This is a genomic window from Mulberry dwarf phytoplasma (assembly GCF_056504655.1).
Genome location: NZ_CM151418.1, coordinates 360,141 through 380,588 on the forward strand (window position 1 = coordinate 360,141; position 20,448 = coordinate 380,588).

A 20,448-nucleotide genomic window follows, 5' to 3' on the forward strand; every position below is an offset into this window, starting at 1 on the left:
TTGTTTTGTTGTACATTTTTTTCTATAAAAATCAAAAATTCCGCATTATTGTGTAAAAAAATGAAACCCATGTCGTTTTATATGCAACTTTTTCTTTTTTTCGGCCTATATATATAGTGTAGGGATAAAATATTTAAAAAAAATATCTTTTGAAACTAGCAAATTATGAAAAAACATTAGACACTTTTTAAGTGTAATGAAATTATTTGTTAATTTGAAAAGATATGAAATTATCTATTTAATTTTAAGTCTTAAAGAGTAATTTTGAAATAAAAAAGTGTCTAAAAAAACGGAACACCTCAACCAACCGAATTAAAAAATAAAAAAGTAATAAATTCAAAATCAAGTCCACCAAGCAAAACAATGGTAGTAAAAGTACCAACCACCCCAGAAGAACAACCAACTCAAACAACTTCCAATAACAACAAAAGCAATTTATTAAAATCATTTATAAATTTAACTATCGTTTTATATTTTATTTTACACTTAAACGTTATTTATTACCAAAACCAAATCCCTTGGTTAACCACAGGTATAAATAATTTAATTGATATCATTAAATCAACCTTAGGAGGTAAATAATCATGAAAAAAACAAAACAAAACCCAAATAACAAAATTATAATTGTCCTGACAATTTTAATTTGTTCTTGTTTTGCAATTAGTTCTTGCCTTGCACTTGTAAATTATTTCTCACGCCAAAGACAAGAAAACATTAAATTAATGAGTAAAAATGATGCCCCTTTATTTGAAGTAAATAGAGTAAGCGGTAATAATGAAGATAAAACCCTTATCCCTTTACCTATGCCTAATTTAAATCCAAATAAATTTCATCACACAGTGACTATCAATCATCAAGCCATTTTCAAAACAAATGGATTCGACATTAGTGTTCCTTTATATCTAAAAATAACTCCAAAATATGACACTCATAACACTTTTTTAAATCCTGAATCACTCTTTAACTTAGAAGTTAAAAATAATAACACACTCTATGATGACACCAATCGCAAACAAATGGTTATCGATAATGATGGCAAATCCAATATCAATATTCAAATTAAATTAGAACAAAACGATTTTGTTCAAGCAACAAATCCACAATTAACCTTAGTTCTTGACTATGAATTAGTGGATAAAAATGGAAACGCACTTAGCGGTAGTGGCACCACTCTAAACACCAAAATTGCAAATTTAGCTTAAATAAAAAAATAAGACTAAGTTTTCTTAACTTAGTCTTATTTTAGAAAGGAAATAAATTATGAAAACCAAAAACCAAACTTCCACCCAACCACTTTTCTTAAAAACAATGACAATCATCATTTTGTTTCTTTTATTTTGGTTAGCAACTTATGTCTGGATTCATCACCAAACTTTAAGTCAAACCGAAAAAGAAATTATTTCTTTTAAAAATAAATTAGAAGCCACCCAAACTTTAAGTGAAGAACAAAAAAATATATTAAAGCAAGAATTACAACAAGCAGAAACCAAAAAGAAAGAACAAACTGAAGAAATTGATAATAATTCTTCAACAAACCCAAAAGAATTAGAAGCAGAAGGAGTTATTTTTCAACCTGCTGACTCTCAAAAATTTATAGGTTTTGACAAATTAATTGGGTTTAAAGAAGAATTACAAGCAGTTCAAGGATTTATTGATTATTTAAAAAACCCTGAAAACTACCAAGGTATTGGCGAAGTAGAATCACCGTTGGGAATTTTAATGTATGGTTGCCCAGGAACAGGTAAAACCACTTTAGCACGAGCAGTTGCCAAAGAAACCAATTTGCCTTTCTTTGAAGTTAATAGTTCCCTTTTTTCCCAAAAGTATAAAGGGGTAGCGCCACAAATGGTAAAAGATTTATTCACTAATGCAAGAATTGTTGCAGAAGAGTGTAATGGGGCGATCATCTTTTTAGATGAATGTGAAACTATTTTTACTGATTTAAGTATGTTAGAAGCAGGTTCAGAAATCGCAAATGTTGTAAACCAATTCAAAATGGAAATGACTTCCCAGGATAATAACCCTGAAAAACCAATTTTTGTCATTGGGGCAACAAACCAATACCATCTGATTGATGAAGCAATTAAATCCCGTTTTGCGTACAATATCGAATTAAAACCAGGAAATAAAACTGAACGACAACAAATGCTAGAATTTTTAATTAAGAAAAGAAAAAATCCTTACAGTGAAGAAACAAAACAGTACTTATTTGAAGTTATTAACGAATCTTTAGAAAACTTACCACAAAATAAAGAATTCTTAAAAGCTAATCGTACCTTAGAAAACTTTTTAAAAACTACTGTTAGTATTTTTGCCAAAAACCGTGGTAAAGGTGAAAACAAAAGAAATGAAATTAACAAAGAAGATTTAAAACAGGCTTATCAATTGATTATTTCACCAGATACCACTTTATTAGACCAAATTGAAAACAATGATAACAAAGTTAACGATTCAGGAACTCCACCATCAACAATAACCGAAAAAGATGATAACAATTCAGGAACTGAAAACAATCTAACCCCGAAAGGAGGTGAATAAATATGATATCACCATTAGACGTACTGAAAGTTTTTATTAATTTAAAATCTTATTTAACGTGGTTTTTGATTGCTACTACTGTTTTTGGCCTTTTTTGTTTCATCAAAAACAAATTTTTTCACAATCAAAACACCACAACCCTAAAAAGTTATTTTATTTACTTTTTAATTATTCTTGCCTTATTCAGTTTTCTTTACTTATCTTTCTTTCATAAGACCGAACCATCAAGTAAATACACAGGTCAATTAATTGAAAAAATTGGTGAAGCAATTAAAAAATACGATGACACAATTAATAACTACAATGGTTTAAAAAAAGATTGGGAAAAAGAATTAGAAAAATGTGAAAAAGAACTCAAAGACCTTTACGAACAAAAAGAAATAACTCAACAAGCCAAAGATAAAATCAAAGAGGCATTGGATAACAATGAAACAAAAATTAAAGAAATAAAAGAAAAATTAAGTAAAAATACCGAACAAATCACTATCTTAAGAGGTAAACTTTTACAATTAGAACAAGACAAAGAAGCTAAAGAAAAAGAAATTAAACAAAAACAAGAAGAAGAAAAATCAGCATCCCCTGATGATAAAATAAGATTAAAAGCACTAATCTCTAAATTACAAGACGAAAGACTTGAAATAGTCAGACAAATTTCAGATGTCGAAAGGGAAATCGCCGACTTAGAATCTACCCAAAAAATGTACGAAGAAATGTTATCTAACGCCAACTTATTAAAAGAAAGTTTAACGCGTGATTTCCAAAAGTTAACATCAGACGAACAACAACTTTTAACCGATATCAAAAACGAGGAACAACGTACAGCTGAAATTCAAAAAGAAATCGATAAAATTGATGACAAATTAAAAACTATCGGAAAAGAAAAAGAACAATTAGAAATTTTACGCCAAGGTGCAATTGCATCTAAAACTGCCTTAGATGATTATGATAAAAAACACGAATTTAGTTTTGGTAACCTTCGAGACGCACTCTTTAAAGGCGCCGATTTATATCTGGATTCTTTTGGGGCGCGCGGTTATCTAAAAGCAGTAGCAGGTGGAATTCCTGAAAAAACCGCTGGAACTATTGCCAAAGCGGGTTTAGTGGTCCATGAAACCCATCGAATAATTGATATGGCAAAAGATTTGTTCCACAATGAAGACGGAACACCTAAAATGATGTCAAAAGAAACTTATGACTCTATTTGTTCTCATATTGATCGCGAAAAAACCAAACTTGCCGAAGACTACAACGCCCATGTAAAGAAACGAGAAGAATATAAAGCGTCCCAACAACCTGAAAATTTACAAAAAGAAAAAATAAAATTACAAGAAGGAAACAGGCAAATCCGTTCCTCCGTAAAGAATGCAAATAAAACAGCATTTGCAGATATCAACGAATTTTCCAAAATCACAAAAGAATTAACACGTGCACATAAAGAAACTAAACCAGGAAATTTAGTTTATAAACAAACCGATTTAGAAGAAGAACTAGAATTCAAAAACGTAGAAATCGAAAACGCAAAAGAAGAATTAAAACAAAAAAATCCTAGTTTTGCTCGCGCTCAACAACACTCAAAAGAAAAACGATATGCTAAATTTTATCAACCAATTATTAATAAATAATCATTAAATTTAACATATAACTTTTTATTACACATTTTAAAATATAAAATTATATAATAGTGATGTATTCATATTTCAATATTTGATAATTATCACTATTATCGGAAAGGAAATGAAATTTATGAATAATAATAATAATTTTTTTCAAAAACATTTAATAACTATTAGTGTTATCGCTTTTTTAGCAATTGTTGTTCTAATTGGTATTTTTCAAAAAAAGACGATATTAAAAAAAGAGGCACCAAAGGGTAAATTGCCACCATTAGAACAAAAATTAGACCAACCCCCATCATTGCCTTCAAGTAATCTCAAAACTGAACCCTCAAAGCTTAAATTTAAAAGAACTCAATCTCATTTCGACAAAATTAAAGCTTATGTTCTTTCAGAAACCGATGACAAATCTTTATTACCAAATATTGTTTCCCAAGAAGAAGAATCAGAAATCAATAGAGAAAGAAACGAATTAATTAATAATTTAGAAAGAACCAAACAAAGTTGTAACCCAGAGATCGAAGAATATCAAAAAATCTGTGATGATTATAATCATGAAATTAAACAAATTCAAGATAAATTCCCTTCATTAGAACAACAAAAAACCAAGTTAGAACAAGCCAAAGAAGCCAAAAATCAAACCATCAAAAACCTTAAATATCAATGCGGCGAAATTGACCCATCTTATGCAAAAATACTTAAAAGAAGTTGTAATATTGAAATTATCAACCCCAAATCCCCAAATAAAATCGAATCAGAAAGATTAAAAGCGGAAATATCTAAATTACAAGACGAAAGACTTGAAATAGTCAGACAAATTTCAGATGTCGAAAGGGAAATCGCCGACTTAGAATCTACCCAAAAAATGTACGAAGAAATGTTATCTAACACCAACTTATTAAAAGAAAGTTTAATTCGAGATCGCAACTATTTATCAGAAAATTTTAAAGGCTTAACTATCTCTGTTCTCCAATCCCACTACGACATCACCTCAGCTGAGGGATAAAAAAATTAAAGGAGATTATTTATCAATGTTTAAATTAAAAAAACATTTACTTTTATTTAAAATAGTTTTGTTTTTGGTTTTGGGATTATTATTTGTTATTAACAACAATAATAATCAAGTTATGGCGATGGAAAATAGTAAAACTATACAAGAACAAAAGGAAGAAAGAATAAGAAAAAATCACGAATTAGTTCAAAATAAAATCATTATTATAAACGAAAATCTTGAAAAAAGAGAACAATTAGAAAAACAAATAGAAGAATTAAAATCACAACCAAAAAACAAAAAAACAAATAAAGAAATAGCCAATTTGGAGAAAGAGATTATAAATTGTACACACTTTATTGGTTTTCATAGCAATCAAATTAAAATGATAAGAAGATATGGTTTATTATAAGCTAATTTAATAGAAAATAAACTTGAAGGTACCCGAAGGGTTAAAAACAAGGTTTATTTGAAGGATTGAATAGAGATTATTTACAAGAAACAAAATCAACCCCCCCTTATTATCCTCCCTCAACTCCCACCACAACTTCACCTCAGCTGAGGGATAAAAAAATTAAAGGAGATTATTTATCAATGTTTAAATTAAAAAAACATTTACTTTTATTTAAAATAGTTTTATTCATTTGTTTAGGATTATTTTTAATTACTAATAATAATCAAGTCATGGCAATGGATGATAATAGTTCTTCATCGCAAAATAATAATTACATTTTAAATAATTCTTGTGATTTTTTTTTAGAAACGCAATCAGTTTTTATTAATGAACGAAATTGGCAACTCGCTGGAACATGGAAAAATGTAGTTTTAAAGATTCAAAATATGAATAAAAATATAAATCCAGAATCCTATCAAAAATTATTTTCATTATCCATGAAATTAGGTTCGTTAATTCAAATTACAGAACAACAAGGAAAATTAATTTATGAATTAAAAGAAATTAGAAAAAAAATTATAACCTCAATAAACATAAGACAAAATCCACAAGATTTATTAAAACAAGAAGAAGAAAAACGCGTTAAATTCCATGACTTAGATAAACAATTTTTTTCAATTAAATAAATATTATAAATAATAATTTTGCAAAAAAAAGCAATTAGAAGAATAAATAAATAAGGAGTTATAAGTTAAAATGATGCAAATAAAAAATAAATTACATCTTTTACCATTATTTTTAATGAGTTTTTTAGGATTATTCGCTTTCATCAATATTAATCCAGTTATGGCAACGGATCCAAAACTTCCAGAAACTAGTAGCAGGCAACCTGTTAATCAGAACTTTACTATTGAAGAAAACATAATTAATTTAAAACAGAAAATTTATGATAATGCAACCAAAATAACAAACATAGATAAAGAATTACAAGGAAGTATCACTGATAATCAAAAAGAAAATCTCTTAAAATTAAAAGAAAATTACAAACAATTAATTGATAATCAAAAAGAACAATTAAAAACTTATAAAAACCTTTTAAACAATTTAAATGATGAAAATAACTAAAAATATTATCAACATAAAAATTATCTTTTTTATAAAAAACCCCTTTCCAAAAGGGGTTTTTTTATTTAACCATACTTACTCATCCAAATAACAAGACTTCTTTAAACAAGAGTCTTTTTTTATCCCTTTTTACCATTTGTCAGGCAAAAAAAAATTAAAAAAGAATTAGGAGGTTATTAAATAATGTCTAAAGTAATTAAAATTCCCTGTATCTAAAAAATTAATAATTATGTTAAAAAATCTCAAAATTAGGAAGCTCATTATGATGGTGGTGTGTGGTCTTTTAAGTTTTATTCCTTTAACCTTCGCCGCGCAAATCTCATATCACCCCAACGGTACAAAGGTAATCACCGAGTACGACCCCCAAACAGGGAAGAAAATCAAGGGTACCGTATGCCATTCTGACGGTACAATCAACTACATCAACGAGTACGATCCCTAAACAGGGAAGCTAATCAAGTGCACCTCATACAATTCTGACGGTACAAAGATAATCGGCGAGCGCGACCCCCAAACAGGTAATAAAACCAAGTATACCTTATACAATTCTGACGGTACAATCAACTACATCAACGAGTCCGATCCCCAAACAGGGAAGCTAATCAAGCAGAACAAACAATCTCCAAGTAAAACCCTCGGGCGTTCCTTTTTCCATCGACAAACCAAATCAACTATAAAACTAGCTGATTATAAAACCCTTCAAGAAGAGTGGTTAACCTTCCAACCTAAAATGAAAAGGTATGATATCAGCGTTTTATCCAAAGAAAGTATTCCTGAAATTTTAAAATATGCTGGGATTAAAAGTGATGTTGTCGCATATGATAACTTTAACACCCCTTCTTATAATTCTAACAATGATAGTATTTTTTACTGGCATATCAAAGATCCGCCAGAAGGACTCATGGATGTCTATTTTAAACCCCGCTCTAATCCCTTTAAAATTAAATATCCTGCTGCAAACAAAAAACACACCTTAGAAGATCTTTTAAAATACGAAATAGCTATTGAAGAAGCTTTCGTATTTTGGGATGCTCAACAAAAAACTCAGGAAGAAAAGGTCAATGTGGAAGTAATCATCTCTAATATTTTTGTTGACCAAAGTAAAGAAGAAGTGATTAATGCTTACTTAATCCAACAGAAAATCATCCAAAAACCCAAACTAATTAAATTAGGTTGTTATAACATAACCCCTGATACGGACTTGGTAGCGCCTTTGCCATCAGATGATTGGAATGGTTTAAAAATTGAGGCTATGTATTTTGATGATGGAATTCGCCTCCTCCCCGAACAAAATTACGGCATTGATGATTTATTGGAACTCTCCAATGGCGCCAAAAACATCTATCTTTTTTCTTTCAATACTCAAAAAAGAATTAAAAGCATCGAATTACCTGATGCTATTGATCCTTACCAAGCCATTCGAACATGGAAAAGAGATAATAATTTATTTGATTATGAAGGTGAATTTGTACACGGAACTGGTCCCATAATAGAGTCTTCGTTTTTGATAAATTCAATTAAAAAACACACTCTATCGTGTGGGGTTGGGGGTTTCAAAAATATTTTTGAAACCGAAAAGGAAAAATTTATTATTTCTTGTTGTGATGCAGAACCAAAATTTTGTATTTTTAATAATTATTATTCTAAATATGTTAATTGGTTAGACCAATGTTACATTAAACCTGGCATTTCTTATTCATCTGTAGAAATAAGAGATAAATTTGGTTGTTCATCAAGGGGCATTTATAATCAAAATGGGGAAAGTTGTCAATATCATTATAATCCAGGAGTTTTCTGGGGTAATTGGTACGGTAGTTGGTACGTTGATGGGTTTAACTGTGTTGGCGAAAACATTACTTTTTGTAATTTTTATCACACCACTCCGCCACCAAATAAACCTAAAGAAATAAATATTAATTGATATTAAGACCTTATAATGAAGGTCTTTTTTCATTTTGGGGGTTTTTGTTAAAATCAAAAAAATATTAAGATAATTGGGGTTAATGATGCAAAAATTAAATTATTTCTAAACTAAACTCCCTCTATGAAATCACCCCAACTGAGGGATAAATAAAAAAGGAGTTATAAGTTAAAATTGAAACAAACTATGATACAACATTTAAGAAGAAAGAAGGGTAAAAAAATGAAAAATATGACTTCTTTTGATGCATTTTTAAGTATCAAAAAAATCAAAGGTTTAGATTTTATGTTAAATTATTTCCAAGTCCATAAAGGTACTATCAAACATTGGGAAAAACAACAATCTATTCCTAAAAATTACGATACAGACTTAAAAAAAATAATTAATCAACTTGAAATTGAATATCCACATATCGATATAGTAAAATTTCAAAATAATATTTTAACAAATAAAACGAATTTTATTGATAAAATTGATTCTTTTTCTCATATTATTTTAGGCGATGTTTGTGAGTTTTTACCACAACTTCAAAATATTAAATTCAATATTGTTATCGCTGACCCACCTTATAATATTGGTAAAAATTTTGGTAATAACCGCGATTTGTTAGAAATAGATGGGTATTTAAAATGGTCTTTGGACTGGATTCAACAATGCCTTAAATTATTGACTCCAGATGGTATTTTTTATATGTATGGTTATCCCGAAATTTTAGCTCGGGTTGCGGCTCAATTTCCTTACGAAAAACAAAGAATTTTAGCTTGGCATTATACTAATAAAAACATGCCTTCTTGTAATTTTTGGCAACGTTCTTATGAATCAATTTTATGTCTTTGGAATAACAAAAAACCTGAAATTAATATCGATCAAATTAGAGAACCTTATACCTCCAATTTTTTGAAGTGTGATGGAAAAAAAAGAATTGGTACTTTAGGACGTTTTGGTAATTCTGAAACTTTGTATCGCGTAAACGAAAAAGGAGCTCTCCCACGTGATATCATTAAAGTTCCCGCTTTAGCAGGTGGTGCAGGATTAAAAGAACGGTTCTTTTTATGTAAAACTTGTGATTGTAAAATTTTTAGTTCTAAAGAACTAAAAAATCATCAAAAACCTCATCAAACTATTATTCATCCTACTCAAAAACCCCAAATGTTAACTACTAATTTAATTGATTCAGTGATTATGAAAAATCAAAAAGGTAATGTTTTAATTCCTTTTGCTGGTTCAGGTTCAGAATGTTTAGTTGCTAAAAAGAAAAATCTAAATTATATTGGGATTGAAATAAACCCTGATTATGTGATGTTAATTAAGGAAGTATTAAAAAGTGTATAAATTAAACCGCAACTTTGGATGTTAATAATATATTTTATTAAAGAGTTAATCAAAATTTTCATGTTATTGTTATGATTTGAGGTATAATTAGGATAGTTTATATAACTAATTTCAATTTAAGTAGGGTAAATGCCTCTATTTATCTTAAAATTTTAAGTTGTAGAAAAATTAGTTAAAAAAACAAGAAAGAGGTTATCAAAATGTCAAATACATTAAAACTAAAACCATTTGTCAAATGGGCGGGTGGAAAAACCCAACTTTGGCCTTTTTTGAAAGTTGTTATGAATGTTAAATATGAAACTTATTTTGAACCTTTTTTAGGAGGTGGGAGTGTATTTTTTAGTTTGGAACCTCAAAAAGCTGTTTTGTCTGATATTAATGAAGAATTGATAACTGCTTGGCATACTTTAAAATCACAATCTCGTGATGTTGTTAATTTATTAAAAACATATATTAAACGTTTAAAATTAGAAAAAAAAGATTTTTATTATCAATTGCGCGACCAAAAAACCTCTTCGTTGGATAATATTTCAAAAACTGCTCGCTTTATTTTTCTTAATAAAACTTGTTTTAATGGTCTTTATCGTGTTAATTCTAAAAATCAATTTAACTCTCCGTTTAATGGAAAAAATGATGTTTGTTTATCAACTATCATTAACGAATCTAATCTTAAAAATATCACATTATTCTTAAAAAAGAATGAAATTAAAATCCAAAACCAAGATTACGCAACAATAGTTGCTCAAACACAAAAAAATGATTTATTGTTTTGTGATCCTCCTTATGATTCAGATACTCAAACTTTTAACAGCTATAATGCATCCCCTTTTAATCAAACAAACCAAAAAGAATTGTTTGAATCTTTAAAAGCAGCTCATTTAAGAGGAGTTAAATGGGTTTTAACTAATCACGACACCCAATTAATTAACCACTTATACAAAGATTTTAATTTTATAAGAATTCCTGTTAATCGTTTTATCAATTCCCAAAGCTGCAATCGGAAAAATAACACCTACGAAACAATTATTACGAATTTTACATTAAGAGATGACCAAATTAAACAAATAAATAATTTATTGTTTTTCAAAGAGTTAAAATCTACATCTTATTTTTTAAAGGATTATGTTTCGTGGGAAAAAGTTAATCATTTTATAAACCAAAATGAAGAAATTATTAAAAAATGGAATAAACTTAAATCCAAAACTGAGCAAGAATTTTATGATAAATTTGAATTGCAATGGCAAGAATTATCAAATACTTTTGAATTTTTGCCAATATTATTAGCTAACAATCGTTTTGCGAAAAACGAAAAATTTATTTATTTTAACAACCAAAACCAAGAAATTACTTTTGACCACCAAGATAAAGAAGTTGTCATTAATTTTATTAAAGAATCAAAACTTCTAACTAATGTTTTTGTAAATTCAAATTTTAATCAAAATATTAAAGATTATATTTTTGGGGTTTTGGTGGGGTTGGATTCTAACTCAAGAAAAAATAAATCAGGAGTTTTGTTGCCTAATTTAATTAAAACTCTTTTAAAAACAAATAATTTCAATTTTCAAGAAGAAGTTCTTTTAACAGACATTTTAAAAGGTGTTGAATTAAAAGAAACAAAAAGAGTGGATTTTGTTTTTAAACATAATAATATAAATTATCTTTTAGAATGTAGTTTTTTTAACACTTCAGGCTCCAAAATTAATAGCGAATTAAAACGTTTGGTAGAATTTAGTAAAACTATCAATAAATTCAAAAATATTCAATTTATTTATGTGATAGAAGGTCCAGGTTTGAAAAAAAACGCATCTTTGTTGGAAAAAACCTTAACGGAAACCAATGTTTTATTCAATATCCATCGTTTTCAAGAATTTTTAAAAAAAATAAAACAAAATTGTATTTTTTAACTCATCGATCTAATAAATTAAACACACACCCATTAAGATTAATTTTTACAACAAACATTATAATTATATTTTGTAATTGAATAAAACTATTTTTAAAAAACACCAAACACATTTAATACCATAAAAAGGTTCCTTTAAGAGGAACCTTTTTTTATTTAATACCCAACAAATTGATTACAACAAAAAAGTTCATCAAAAAATAAAGTAAGGAGAATGAAATGAAATATCAAATTAAAAAACTATTGAAGCAACTTAATAAATTAAAAAAAGAATTAGGGTTAATTAAACAATTGTGTTATAATACCAATATGCAAAATTATTATAAAAAGGGGCAAGCAATGCAAAAACAAACTCAAATTGATATCCTAGATGTAGCACAATATATTATTAATTATCAAAATAAAAGTGATTATACTAAAATGAAACTTCAAAAGTTGGTTTTTTTAGTTTATTGTAAGTATTATGTAGATTATAAAAAAGAATTATTTCCTAATGATTTCGAAGCATGGGAGTATGGTCCTGTTTCCCCAAAGTTATATTAAAAACTTTATCTTATACTTCTGGATTTCAAAAAAGTGATCAAATAAAAGAAAATTTTAAAGAAGATTGTTTTACTTCTGAACAAAAAAAATAATAAATCATATATTAAAGCGATACGGAAGCCGAACTTCAAGTTTTTTAGTTAAATTAACTCATAAAGATCTATCACCATGGTGTAATTGTTTTATCTCAAAAGATTGGAATTTAAATTCTATTACGAATGAAGTTATTTTAAAATATTATTCTAAAAAGGGCAATGCAATTTAAATTATGATAAAAATCAAAAATTAGTTTATAAGCATCGTAAGCTAAGAAAGATTTTAAAAAAACAGTGAATTAAAAAAATATTTATATTATTAATATCAACCCCGAGATTGAAAAAACGACATCTACGGAACTATTATTACAAATTGGGAGCAAATACACGCTTAATTACAGCAGCCTAACCAATTGCCACGGACTTGATTATTCCGCTAAGTCATACGGTCGGTCAGCCAAACGAAAGAATGGCGGATTAAGCAGAACCTAAAAGTGGTTAAAAATTGAAAGCTACAAAATCCCAAATGCCTCTTAAACGCATTATTTTGCCCCTCTCGCTTTGATTTAAATCCAATTAGGGTTATTACTAGTCTTGATTTAGACCCCCCTTAAATTCAATTTAATGAAAAAGCAGTCCTCAAAAACTTAGGAAAACACTTACTTTTAATTTTTACAATTTTGGCATAAATTTAAACGGATCATTTTTTTAACCTAATTTAGACCCCCTCAAATGAGGGGTCATTTTTTTATTTTTAAGGGAGATTTTTTTGATCGTTTTTTGACAACTTTTTTTCATTTTTTTGTCTCTTCCAGACAAAATCGCTAGGGTTTATGGTGAGGAATTTGCCATTTTACTCTGTAATTACCTAACAAAAATAGCCTAAAATCAAAAACTCCGCATTATTGTGTAAAAAAATGAAAACCATGTCGTTTTTATAGCAACTTTTTCGTTTTTTCGGCCTATATATATATTGTACATCCTTCTTATTAGGTTAACCCGTGGGTAAACATAAACACCAATTCAAAAAGCCCTCCAAGGCTGTTTTGAATTGGGTTGTGATAGATAATACTTAATTCGGGTTAACCTAATATTTTAAAAGATAATAATTAAATATAAAAACCCTTGATAGGTTTTTATATTTAATTATAAATAATAAATTTATTATATTATATCATGACATATAATGTTTAGATAAAATATATTATCTAACCAGGTGCCCGTCAAATTAAAAAATTTAACGGTCAAATTAAAATACCCCCTAAATCCCCAAAGGGGACTTCATAAGAAAGGGGGTGATTAATGGATGGAATGTACTTCGGCTGGCCGCCTAGTTCGCTCTGCTCGTCTTAGAATACTAATCATATTATATAATAATTTAATAAATATATTTTAAAATTAATTTTTAATGCATTTTTTAGTTATAATTATTTTTGTAATGAATAAAAAATATTAAGATATTTGGGGTTAATGATGCAAAAATTAAAGAAAAAATTAAAATTATTACAAAATATGGTTTCTCACATTCAAACTATTAATAAAAAAATAGTTTTGAAACTGGTTAAACAATTTGTCAAAGATCTCAATTTAACTACCATTTTAAAAACAATTCGTATTAATCGAAGTACTTATTATTATTGGCTAAAAATTGAAAAAAAGTTAAAATTAAAAGAAACAAAACATTTTTTGCAACAACAACGTATTCAAACTTTATGTTTACAACATGAATATTTTTACGGTCATCGTAAAACTACTGATTTATACCAAGAAATTTTTAATGAATTTATTACTAAGAAAAAAGTTTATCTTATCATGAAAGAAAATAATATTTGTTGTAAGTTAAGGCCTAAAAAAAATAAATATTATTATAAAAATTTAGAATCTAACCTCAAAGTAGTCCCAAATTTAATTAATCAAAACTTTACTACCTCCCAACCCATGAAAAAACTATTTACCGATATTACTTATTTTCCCACTCCCCAAGGATTTATTTATTTTTCGTGTATTATTGATTCTTTTAATAATCAAATTATTGCCTCCCACACTTCAAACCGACAAAATAAAGAATTAATTTTAAATACAATCAAAAAAATCCCTACTTTAAAAAACCCTTGTATTATTCATTCAGACCAAGGTAAAGTTTATCAATCTCTAAAAGTACAAAAAGTTTTAACTAAAAAAGGGTTTTTAATTAGTATGTCTCGTAAAGCAACCCCACGTGATAACGCTGTCATTGAAAATCTTTTTGGCCAGATGAAAAGTATTTTATCCAACCAACATCCCTTTTTATTCCAAAAAACACCAAGTAAAATCAAAAAAATTATCAACCAATTCCCTTCTTTTTGGAATAATAAATGGTTATTAACTAAATTAAACAATTTATCTCCCTTACAGTATTTGCAAAATAGATAATATTTGTTAATAATATATAAACTTATAACCTTTGGAAAAAGGTTGTTTTGTTGTACATTTTTTTCTATAAAAATCAAAAACTCCGCATTATTGTGTAAAAAAATGAAACCCATGTTGTTTTTATAGCAACTTTTTCGTTTTTTCGGCCTATATATATAATGTAGGGATAAAATATTTAAAAAAAATATCTTTTGAAACTAGCAAATTATTAAAAAACATTAGACACTTTTTAAGTGTAATGAAATTACTTTGTTAGTTTGAAAAGATATGAAATTATCTATTTAATTTTAAGTCTTAAAGAGTAATTTTGAAATAAAAAAGTGTCTAAAAAAACGGAACAGTGCATACATACCAAAAAAACATCCCTTTACTCTCCTTTCTCCTTTTAGTTTTCAGGGAATAAAAAACTCCCTTACCTTTATTTTACTCTTTTTTTTGCAAGTTTTTTGCTCATTTTCCATTACTTTTCTCATCTTTTATATCATTTTCTTATCTTTTATTACTTTTTGCTAATCTTTTTTGTTATAATTAACAAAGAAATTATTATTTATAAATAATATATATAAGCCGATATAAATATAAAGGAATATATTAAAGGAATTAAAATGAAAACCAATAAACATCAATTTATTAAAGTTCGCGGAGCTCGTCAAAATAATTTAAAAAATATTAATATTGATATTCCCAAAAATAAATTAGTTATTATAACAGGATTATCAGGTTCTGGCAAATCTTCTTTAGCTTTTGATACTTTATATCAAGAAGGAAAAAGAAGGTATGTAGAATCATTAAGTGCTTATGCTAGACAATTTTTAGGTAGTTTTGAAAAACCTGATGTAGATAGTATTGAAGGTTTGAGTCCTTCTATTAGTATTGACCAAAAAACAACTTCTAATAATCCTCGTTCTACTGTGGGAACTATTACAGAAATATATGATTATTTAAGATTAATTTATGCCAATATTGCAGTTCCTTTTCATCCTGAAAAAAATATTGTCTTAGAAAAACAAACCAAAGAACAAATGATTACTAAAACTAATCAAATATTTTCCAAGCAACTAATATTAATTCTTGCTCCTATAATTGAAAGAAAAAAAGGTACCCATCAAAAAACCTTAGAAGCTCTTGCCAAAGATGGTTTTAATAGAGTAATGATTAATGATACTATTTATTTAATGGGTGAGATTCCTTCTTTATCAAAAAATCAATATCATAATATTTATGTAGTAATTGATCGTTTTGAAGTTAATTCAGATAATCAAACTCGTCTTTTTGAAGCCTTAGAACAAGCTCTAAATTTAGCTCAAGGAAAAGTTTTTATTATGAATTATCAAAGTAAAAATAGTAATGATAGTAATAAGAATGAAAACAACAATAAAAACCATCAAATATTAAAACTAAATTGCAATTATCATTTAGAAGGCATTAATTTTGATATTCCCTTGCGCGAATCAAGACTTTTTTCATTTAATACTCCTTTAGGAGCTTGCCAAAGTTGTAAAGGGATTGGAAAAACAGCAGAAATTGATTGCGATATGATTCTAGATTATGAAAAACCATTAAATAAAGGTGCAATTTTAATTTTTAAAAGTAATAATGAATATAATAATTTTGCTAGCAAAGAACAAGAATTAAAAGCTGTATGCAATCATTATCAAATTGATATGACTGTTCCTTTAAAAAAAATAGATCCCCAAAAACTAAATATTATTCTTTATGGTTCACCTGACCAAATTCCTTTAACGCCTCCTTTGCGTTTTTCTCGTTTTTCCAAAAATACCACCACCAAAACTCCTAAATATGATTTTTTTGAAGGTATAGCTTCTATGCTTAAAAGACGTTTTGAAGAAACAACCAGCGAATGGCTCAAAAAATGGCTTTCTAATTATATGATGGAAAAAAAATGCAAAACATGCCAAGGACAAAGACTTAATCAAGGGGCTTTACTTTTTAAAATTAATAATAAAAATATTTATGAAATAACTGATTTATCAATTGAACAAACCCTTGCTTTTTTCCAAAATTTAGAATTGTCCAACGAAGAGACAAAAATTATTAATTTAGCTCTCAAAGAAGTTATTAATCGTCTTACTTTTTTACAAGAAATTGGGTTAGGATATCTTTCTTTATCGCGCAGTGGAGCAACTCTTTCGGGAGGAGAAGCACAAAGAATTAGACTTGCTACTCAAATTGGCTCCCAACTTTCAGGAGTACTTTATGTCCTTGATGAACCTTCCATTGGATTGCACCAAAAAGACAACGATCTTTTAATTAAATCACTTCAAAAAATGCGAGATTTAAGCAATTCTTTAATTGTAGTAGAACACGATCATGATACAATGCTTGCCTCTGATTATTTAATTGATATTGGTCCTCAAGCAGGCATTTTGGGAGGGAAAGTACAAGCTTTTGGCACACCCCAAGAAGTAATGCAAAACAAAAACAGCCTTACAGGAAAATACTTATCTAAACAAATCCAAATTACATTTCCCAAAACTAGAAGAAAAGGCAATAAAGATCATATTTTAGTTACCAAAGCTTCTAAAAATAATCTTAAATCAATTGATGTTTGCTTTCCTATGCAACAATTAATTGTAGTTACAGGCGTTTCTGGTTCGGGAAAATCTACTTTAGTAAATGATGTTTTACTTGATTGTTTACAACAAAAATACAGCAAAAAAAACAAAACTCAACAAAAAGATTTTAGTCATTTAGTAAACGATTTTAACAAAGTCAAAAAAATAGTTGAAATTTCACAAGACCCAATTGGTAAAACTCCTCGCAGCAATCCCCTTACTTATACTGGTGTTTTTGATGAAATTAGAGAACTTTACTCCAAAACTAAAGAAGCCCAAATGAAAGGTTATCAAAAAGGGCGTTTTTCTTTTAACGTTAAAGGCGGTAGATGTGAGGCTTGTAGTGGCGATGGAGTTAAAAAAATATCTATGCATTTTTTACCAGATGTCTATGTTATGTGCGAAGCTTGTAAAGGAACTCGTTATCAAAAAGAAACTTTAAGCATCAAATACAAAGATAAAACTATTGCAGATATTCTTGCTATGAGTGTTGAAGAAGGGGTTTTATTTTTCCAAAATCATCCCAAAATTAAACATCAATTAGAAATTTTACAAAATGTAGGGCTTGGCTACATTAAATTAGGACAGTCCTCGCCAACTTTATCCGGAGGAGAAGCCCAACGAGTTAAATTAGCAAGCGAACTACACAAAAAAGTTATTCCAGGTGCTTTGTATATTTTAGATGAACCTACCACAGGACTTCATTCAGAAGACGTTAGACAATTGCTTAAAGTTCTTCATCAAATGACAGATCAAAAAGCTACTATTGTTGTAATTGAACATAATTTAGATGTAATTAAAAATGCTGATTATATCATTGATTTAGGTCCTGAAGGAGGAGCTTGTGGCGGATATGTAGTTGCAACAGGAACCCCAGAACAAGTAAGCCAAAATGAAAAAAGTTATACTGGTAAATATTTAAAAAAGATTCTTAACGAAGAAAAATAAATCCAAAATTTAAAGATGCAATCAAACTTTTAATTTAGATAAATCCCAACTAACTACATCCTAAACATTGGACTAATTAAAATCAATTTAACAATTTAAAAAACTAATATTTAAGTAAAATTGCAAAATGGGCAAAAACAAAAACCACTTTTAAACTCACACCAACCAAACAATTTTAGGAAATATTTTATCCTTCTACAAAAAAATATTTTAATTACAACCTCACCAAAAAACCATTTAATCAGAAAGCAAAAATTACTAATAATTTCAAGAAATATTTAGTTATTATGGTATAATAAATAGTAGGAAAGAAAAGTAATTTACACAATTACAAAATTTATAAATGACAATTATTTTTCTACCACAAAATATTTATAAAAAAGATTAAATGAATTAAAAAAAGCTAAAAAATTAAACTAAATAAACTCGCGAACCCAAAAAACAACTTTTAATTTAGTTAAAAAAACTTAATTATAAATTAGTTGCCAAATTGTAAAACAAAAAAGCAAAAACCCAACTTGTTTCCCCAAAAAACAATTAACACTAATTTAATTGGAATTTGCTTATATAATCAATATATAAATGAAAAAACTCATAATTATTTGCAACTATTTGCACCAATCAAACCAAATAACCCCCCCAACAAAAATATTTTTTAGTTTTTATTGATGCTTCATAATCAAAATAAATAACACCCCAAAACATAAAACAAACCCCAACAACCCAAAAAGGAAAAGGTATTAAAAATGGAAATTAAAAAAATCAACGATCAAAAAGTACAATATTTTTTTGAAGTTTCTTCAAAGGAATTAGAAACCCAACTGGCTAGTGCTTATGAAAAAATTAAACCAAAAGTAGAAATTAAAGGTTTTAGAAAAGGGCACGTTCCAAGAAAAATTTTTGAAAATCGTTTCGGTAAAGACAATTTATACTCCGATGCATTAGAAAATATCGTGCAAACCAAATATCAAGAAGTCCTACAAAAAAAAGATTTCGAAAGTATGGGAATGCCTCAAGTAATTGATTTAGACGAAAAAAAACTTAAAGATAATCAAAATTTTACTTTCGGACTGGAATTTATCGTTAAACCTAAAGTTACTTTAAAAAAATATTTAGGGTTAGAAATTACAAAAGACGATCTTGAAGTAACAGATTGTGAAGTGGAAGAAAAAATAAATTCCTTATTAGAAAAACAAATAACTTTGGAACCCAAAACCCAAAACGACTTTTTGGAATTAACAGACAATGCTATTTTTGATTTTGAAGGCTTTGTTGATGGCAAACCTTTTGAAGGCGGCACTGCCAAAGATTTTAGTTTAGAAATTGGCTCTGGTCAATTTTTACATGGTTTTGAAGACCAAATGTTAGGGATGAAACAAGGACAAACCAAAGACATTAATATCACTTTTCCAAGCGATTACCACCAAAAAAGTTTAGCTAATCAAAAAGCTGTTTTTAAAGTAACTCTACACCAAATCAAAACTAAAAAAATACCTCAACTAACAGATAATTTGGTAAAATCACTTAAACTTGCCAATGCTTCAACCGTAGAAGAATTAAAAAACAACACTAAACAAACTCTTTTAGCTCAAAAAAAACACAAAGACAAAGAAAACGTTGAAAAACAAGTAATAGAACAATTAGTTAAAAATTCCGAATTAGAAATTCCTCAAGAAATTGTTTCCCAAGAACAAATCCGCCTCCAAAAAGAATTTGAAGCACAATTAAAACAACAAAATTTAACTTTGGAACAATACAAACAATATTTAGGTATTGATGATGAAAAAATGGAAAAAGAATTCAGCCAACAAGCACAAAAAAACCTCCAATATCAACTTATTATGGAACAAGTTGCAGCCCAAGAAAAACTAACTATTTTCCAAGAAAAAATCGAACAACAATACCAAAACTTAAGTAACCATTACAAAGTTCCAGTTAACCATATCAAACAAAACCTTCCTGAAAAAAACCTAAAACATTCTCTTTTGATGGATGAAGCCTTAGAACTTGTTATTAATAAAGCTGTTGTTGCTAAATAAATTTATCACCCCACCAAAAAATCACTCCACAACTTAAAAATGAAAAAGTTTAAAAGTTAAAAAAATATCAAAAGGATG

16 protein-coding genes and 1 pseudogene are annotated in these 20,448 nt (G+C 27.8%); all 17 read left to right on the top strand.

All coding sequences use genetic code 11. The features are described from left to right. Positions 1–363: 363 nt before the first annotated feature. The 17 genes and pseudogenes from JAHGCCOI_RS01825 to tig all read left to right on the top strand — a co-directional run bounded on the left by JAHGCCOI_RS01825 (position 364) and on the right by tig (position 20,370). Positions 364–582: a hypothetical protein gene (locus tag JAHGCCOI_RS01825; protein ID WP_479492236.1), complete on the top strand. Its 219-nt coding sequence runs from the start codon at positions 364–366 to the stop codon at positions 580–582. 2 nt (positions 583–584) lie between these two features. Further along, positions 585–1,202 carry a hypothetical protein gene (locus JAHGCCOI_RS01830; RefSeq protein ID WP_479492237.1) on the top strand — a complete coding sequence of 206 codons (618 nt, stop codon included), beginning with the start codon at positions 585–587 and terminating at the stop codon, positions 1,200–1,202. Positions 1,203–1,260: 58 nt separating this feature from the next. Continuing rightward, a complete protein-coding gene (locus tag JAHGCCOI_RS01835) occupies positions 1,261–2,538 on the top strand; it encodes an AAA family ATPase (protein ID WP_479492239.1) in 1,278 nt (425 codons plus the stop codon). Between the two features lie 2 nt (positions 2,539–2,540). Beyond that, a complete protein-coding gene (locus JAHGCCOI_RS01840) occupies positions 2,541–4,160 on the top strand; it encodes a DNA double-strand break repair protein Rad50 (RefSeq protein ID WP_479492240.1) in 1,620 nt (539 codons plus the stop codon). Between the two features lie 121 nt (positions 4,161–4,281). Further along, positions 4,282–5,157, top strand: a complete 876-nt coding sequence (locus tag JAHGCCOI_RS01845; protein WP_479492241.1) for a hypothetical protein — start codon at positions 4,282–4,284, stop codon at positions 5,155–5,157. Between the two features lie 25 nt (positions 5,158–5,182). Further along, positions 5,183–5,554 carry an SVM family protein gene (locus JAHGCCOI_RS01850; RefSeq protein WP_479492242.1) on the top strand — a complete coding sequence of 124 codons (372 nt, stop codon included), beginning with the start codon at positions 5,183–5,185 and terminating at the stop codon, positions 5,552–5,554. Positions 5,555–5,736: 182 nt separating this feature from the next. After that, the gene (locus tag JAHGCCOI_RS01855) at positions 5,737–6,222 is read left to right on the top strand and encodes an SVM family protein (RefSeq protein WP_479492243.1); all 486 of its coding nucleotides are present in this window, start codon (positions 5,737–5,739) and stop codon (positions 6,220–6,222) included. Positions 6,223–6,292: 70 nt separating this feature from the next. Further along, positions 6,293–6,661, top strand: coding sequence for an SVM family protein (locus JAHGCCOI_RS01860; protein ID WP_121463809.1), 369 nt, complete (start codon positions 6,293–6,295; stop codon positions 6,659–6,661). 229 nt (positions 6,662–6,890) lie between these two features. Then, positions 6,891–7,103: a DUF2963 domain-containing protein gene (locus JAHGCCOI_RS01865; RefSeq protein WP_479492244.1), complete on the top strand. Its 213-nt coding sequence runs from the start codon at positions 6,891–6,893 to the stop codon at positions 7,101–7,103. Between the two features lie 12 nt (positions 7,104–7,115). Continuing rightward, positions 7,116–7,262, top strand: a pseudogene (locus JAHGCCOI_RS01870) (DUF2963 domain-containing protein); the annotation flags it as partial. A gap of 129 nt (positions 7,263–7,391) precedes the next feature. Then, positions 7,392–8,582, top strand: coding sequence for a hypothetical protein (locus tag JAHGCCOI_RS01875; RefSeq protein ID WP_479492245.1), 1,191 nt, complete (start codon positions 7,392–7,394; stop codon positions 8,580–8,582). 174 nt (positions 8,583–8,756) lie between these two features. Next, a complete protein-coding gene (locus JAHGCCOI_RS01880; protein WP_479492246.1) occupies positions 8,757–9,914 on the top strand; it encodes a DNA-methyltransferase in 1,158 nt (385 codons plus the stop codon). A gap of 200 nt (positions 9,915–10,114) precedes the next feature. Then, positions 10,115–11,818 (top strand): DpnII family type II restriction endonuclease, encoded by a 1,704-nt coding sequence (locus tag JAHGCCOI_RS01885; protein ID WP_479491976.1) that lies wholly within the window; start codon positions 10,115–10,117, stop codon positions 11,816–11,818. A gap of 218 nt (positions 11,819–12,036) precedes the next feature. Then, complete coding sequence (locus tag JAHGCCOI_RS01890; RefSeq protein ID WP_479492247.1) at positions 12,037–12,360, top strand: Panacea domain-containing protein; 324 nt, start codon at positions 12,037–12,039, stop codon at positions 12,358–12,360. Positions 12,361–13,868: 1,508 nt separating this feature from the next. Next, positions 13,869–14,807, top strand: a complete 939-nt coding sequence (locus tag JAHGCCOI_RS01895) for an IS3 family transposase (protein WP_479492255.1) — start codon at positions 13,869–13,871, stop codon at positions 14,805–14,807. A gap of 605 nt (positions 14,808–15,412) precedes the next feature. Beyond that, complete coding sequence (uvrA, locus tag JAHGCCOI_RS01900) at positions 15,413–18,331, top strand: excinuclease ABC subunit UvrA (RefSeq protein WP_227806999.1); 2,919 nt, start codon at positions 15,413–15,415, stop codon at positions 18,329–18,331. Positions 18,332–19,077: 746 nt separating this feature from the next. After that, complete coding sequence (tig, locus tag JAHGCCOI_RS01905; RefSeq protein ID WP_227806998.1) at positions 19,078–20,370, top strand: trigger factor; 1,293 nt, start codon at positions 19,078–19,080, stop codon at positions 20,368–20,370. Positions 20,371–20,448 lie beyond the last annotated feature (78 nt).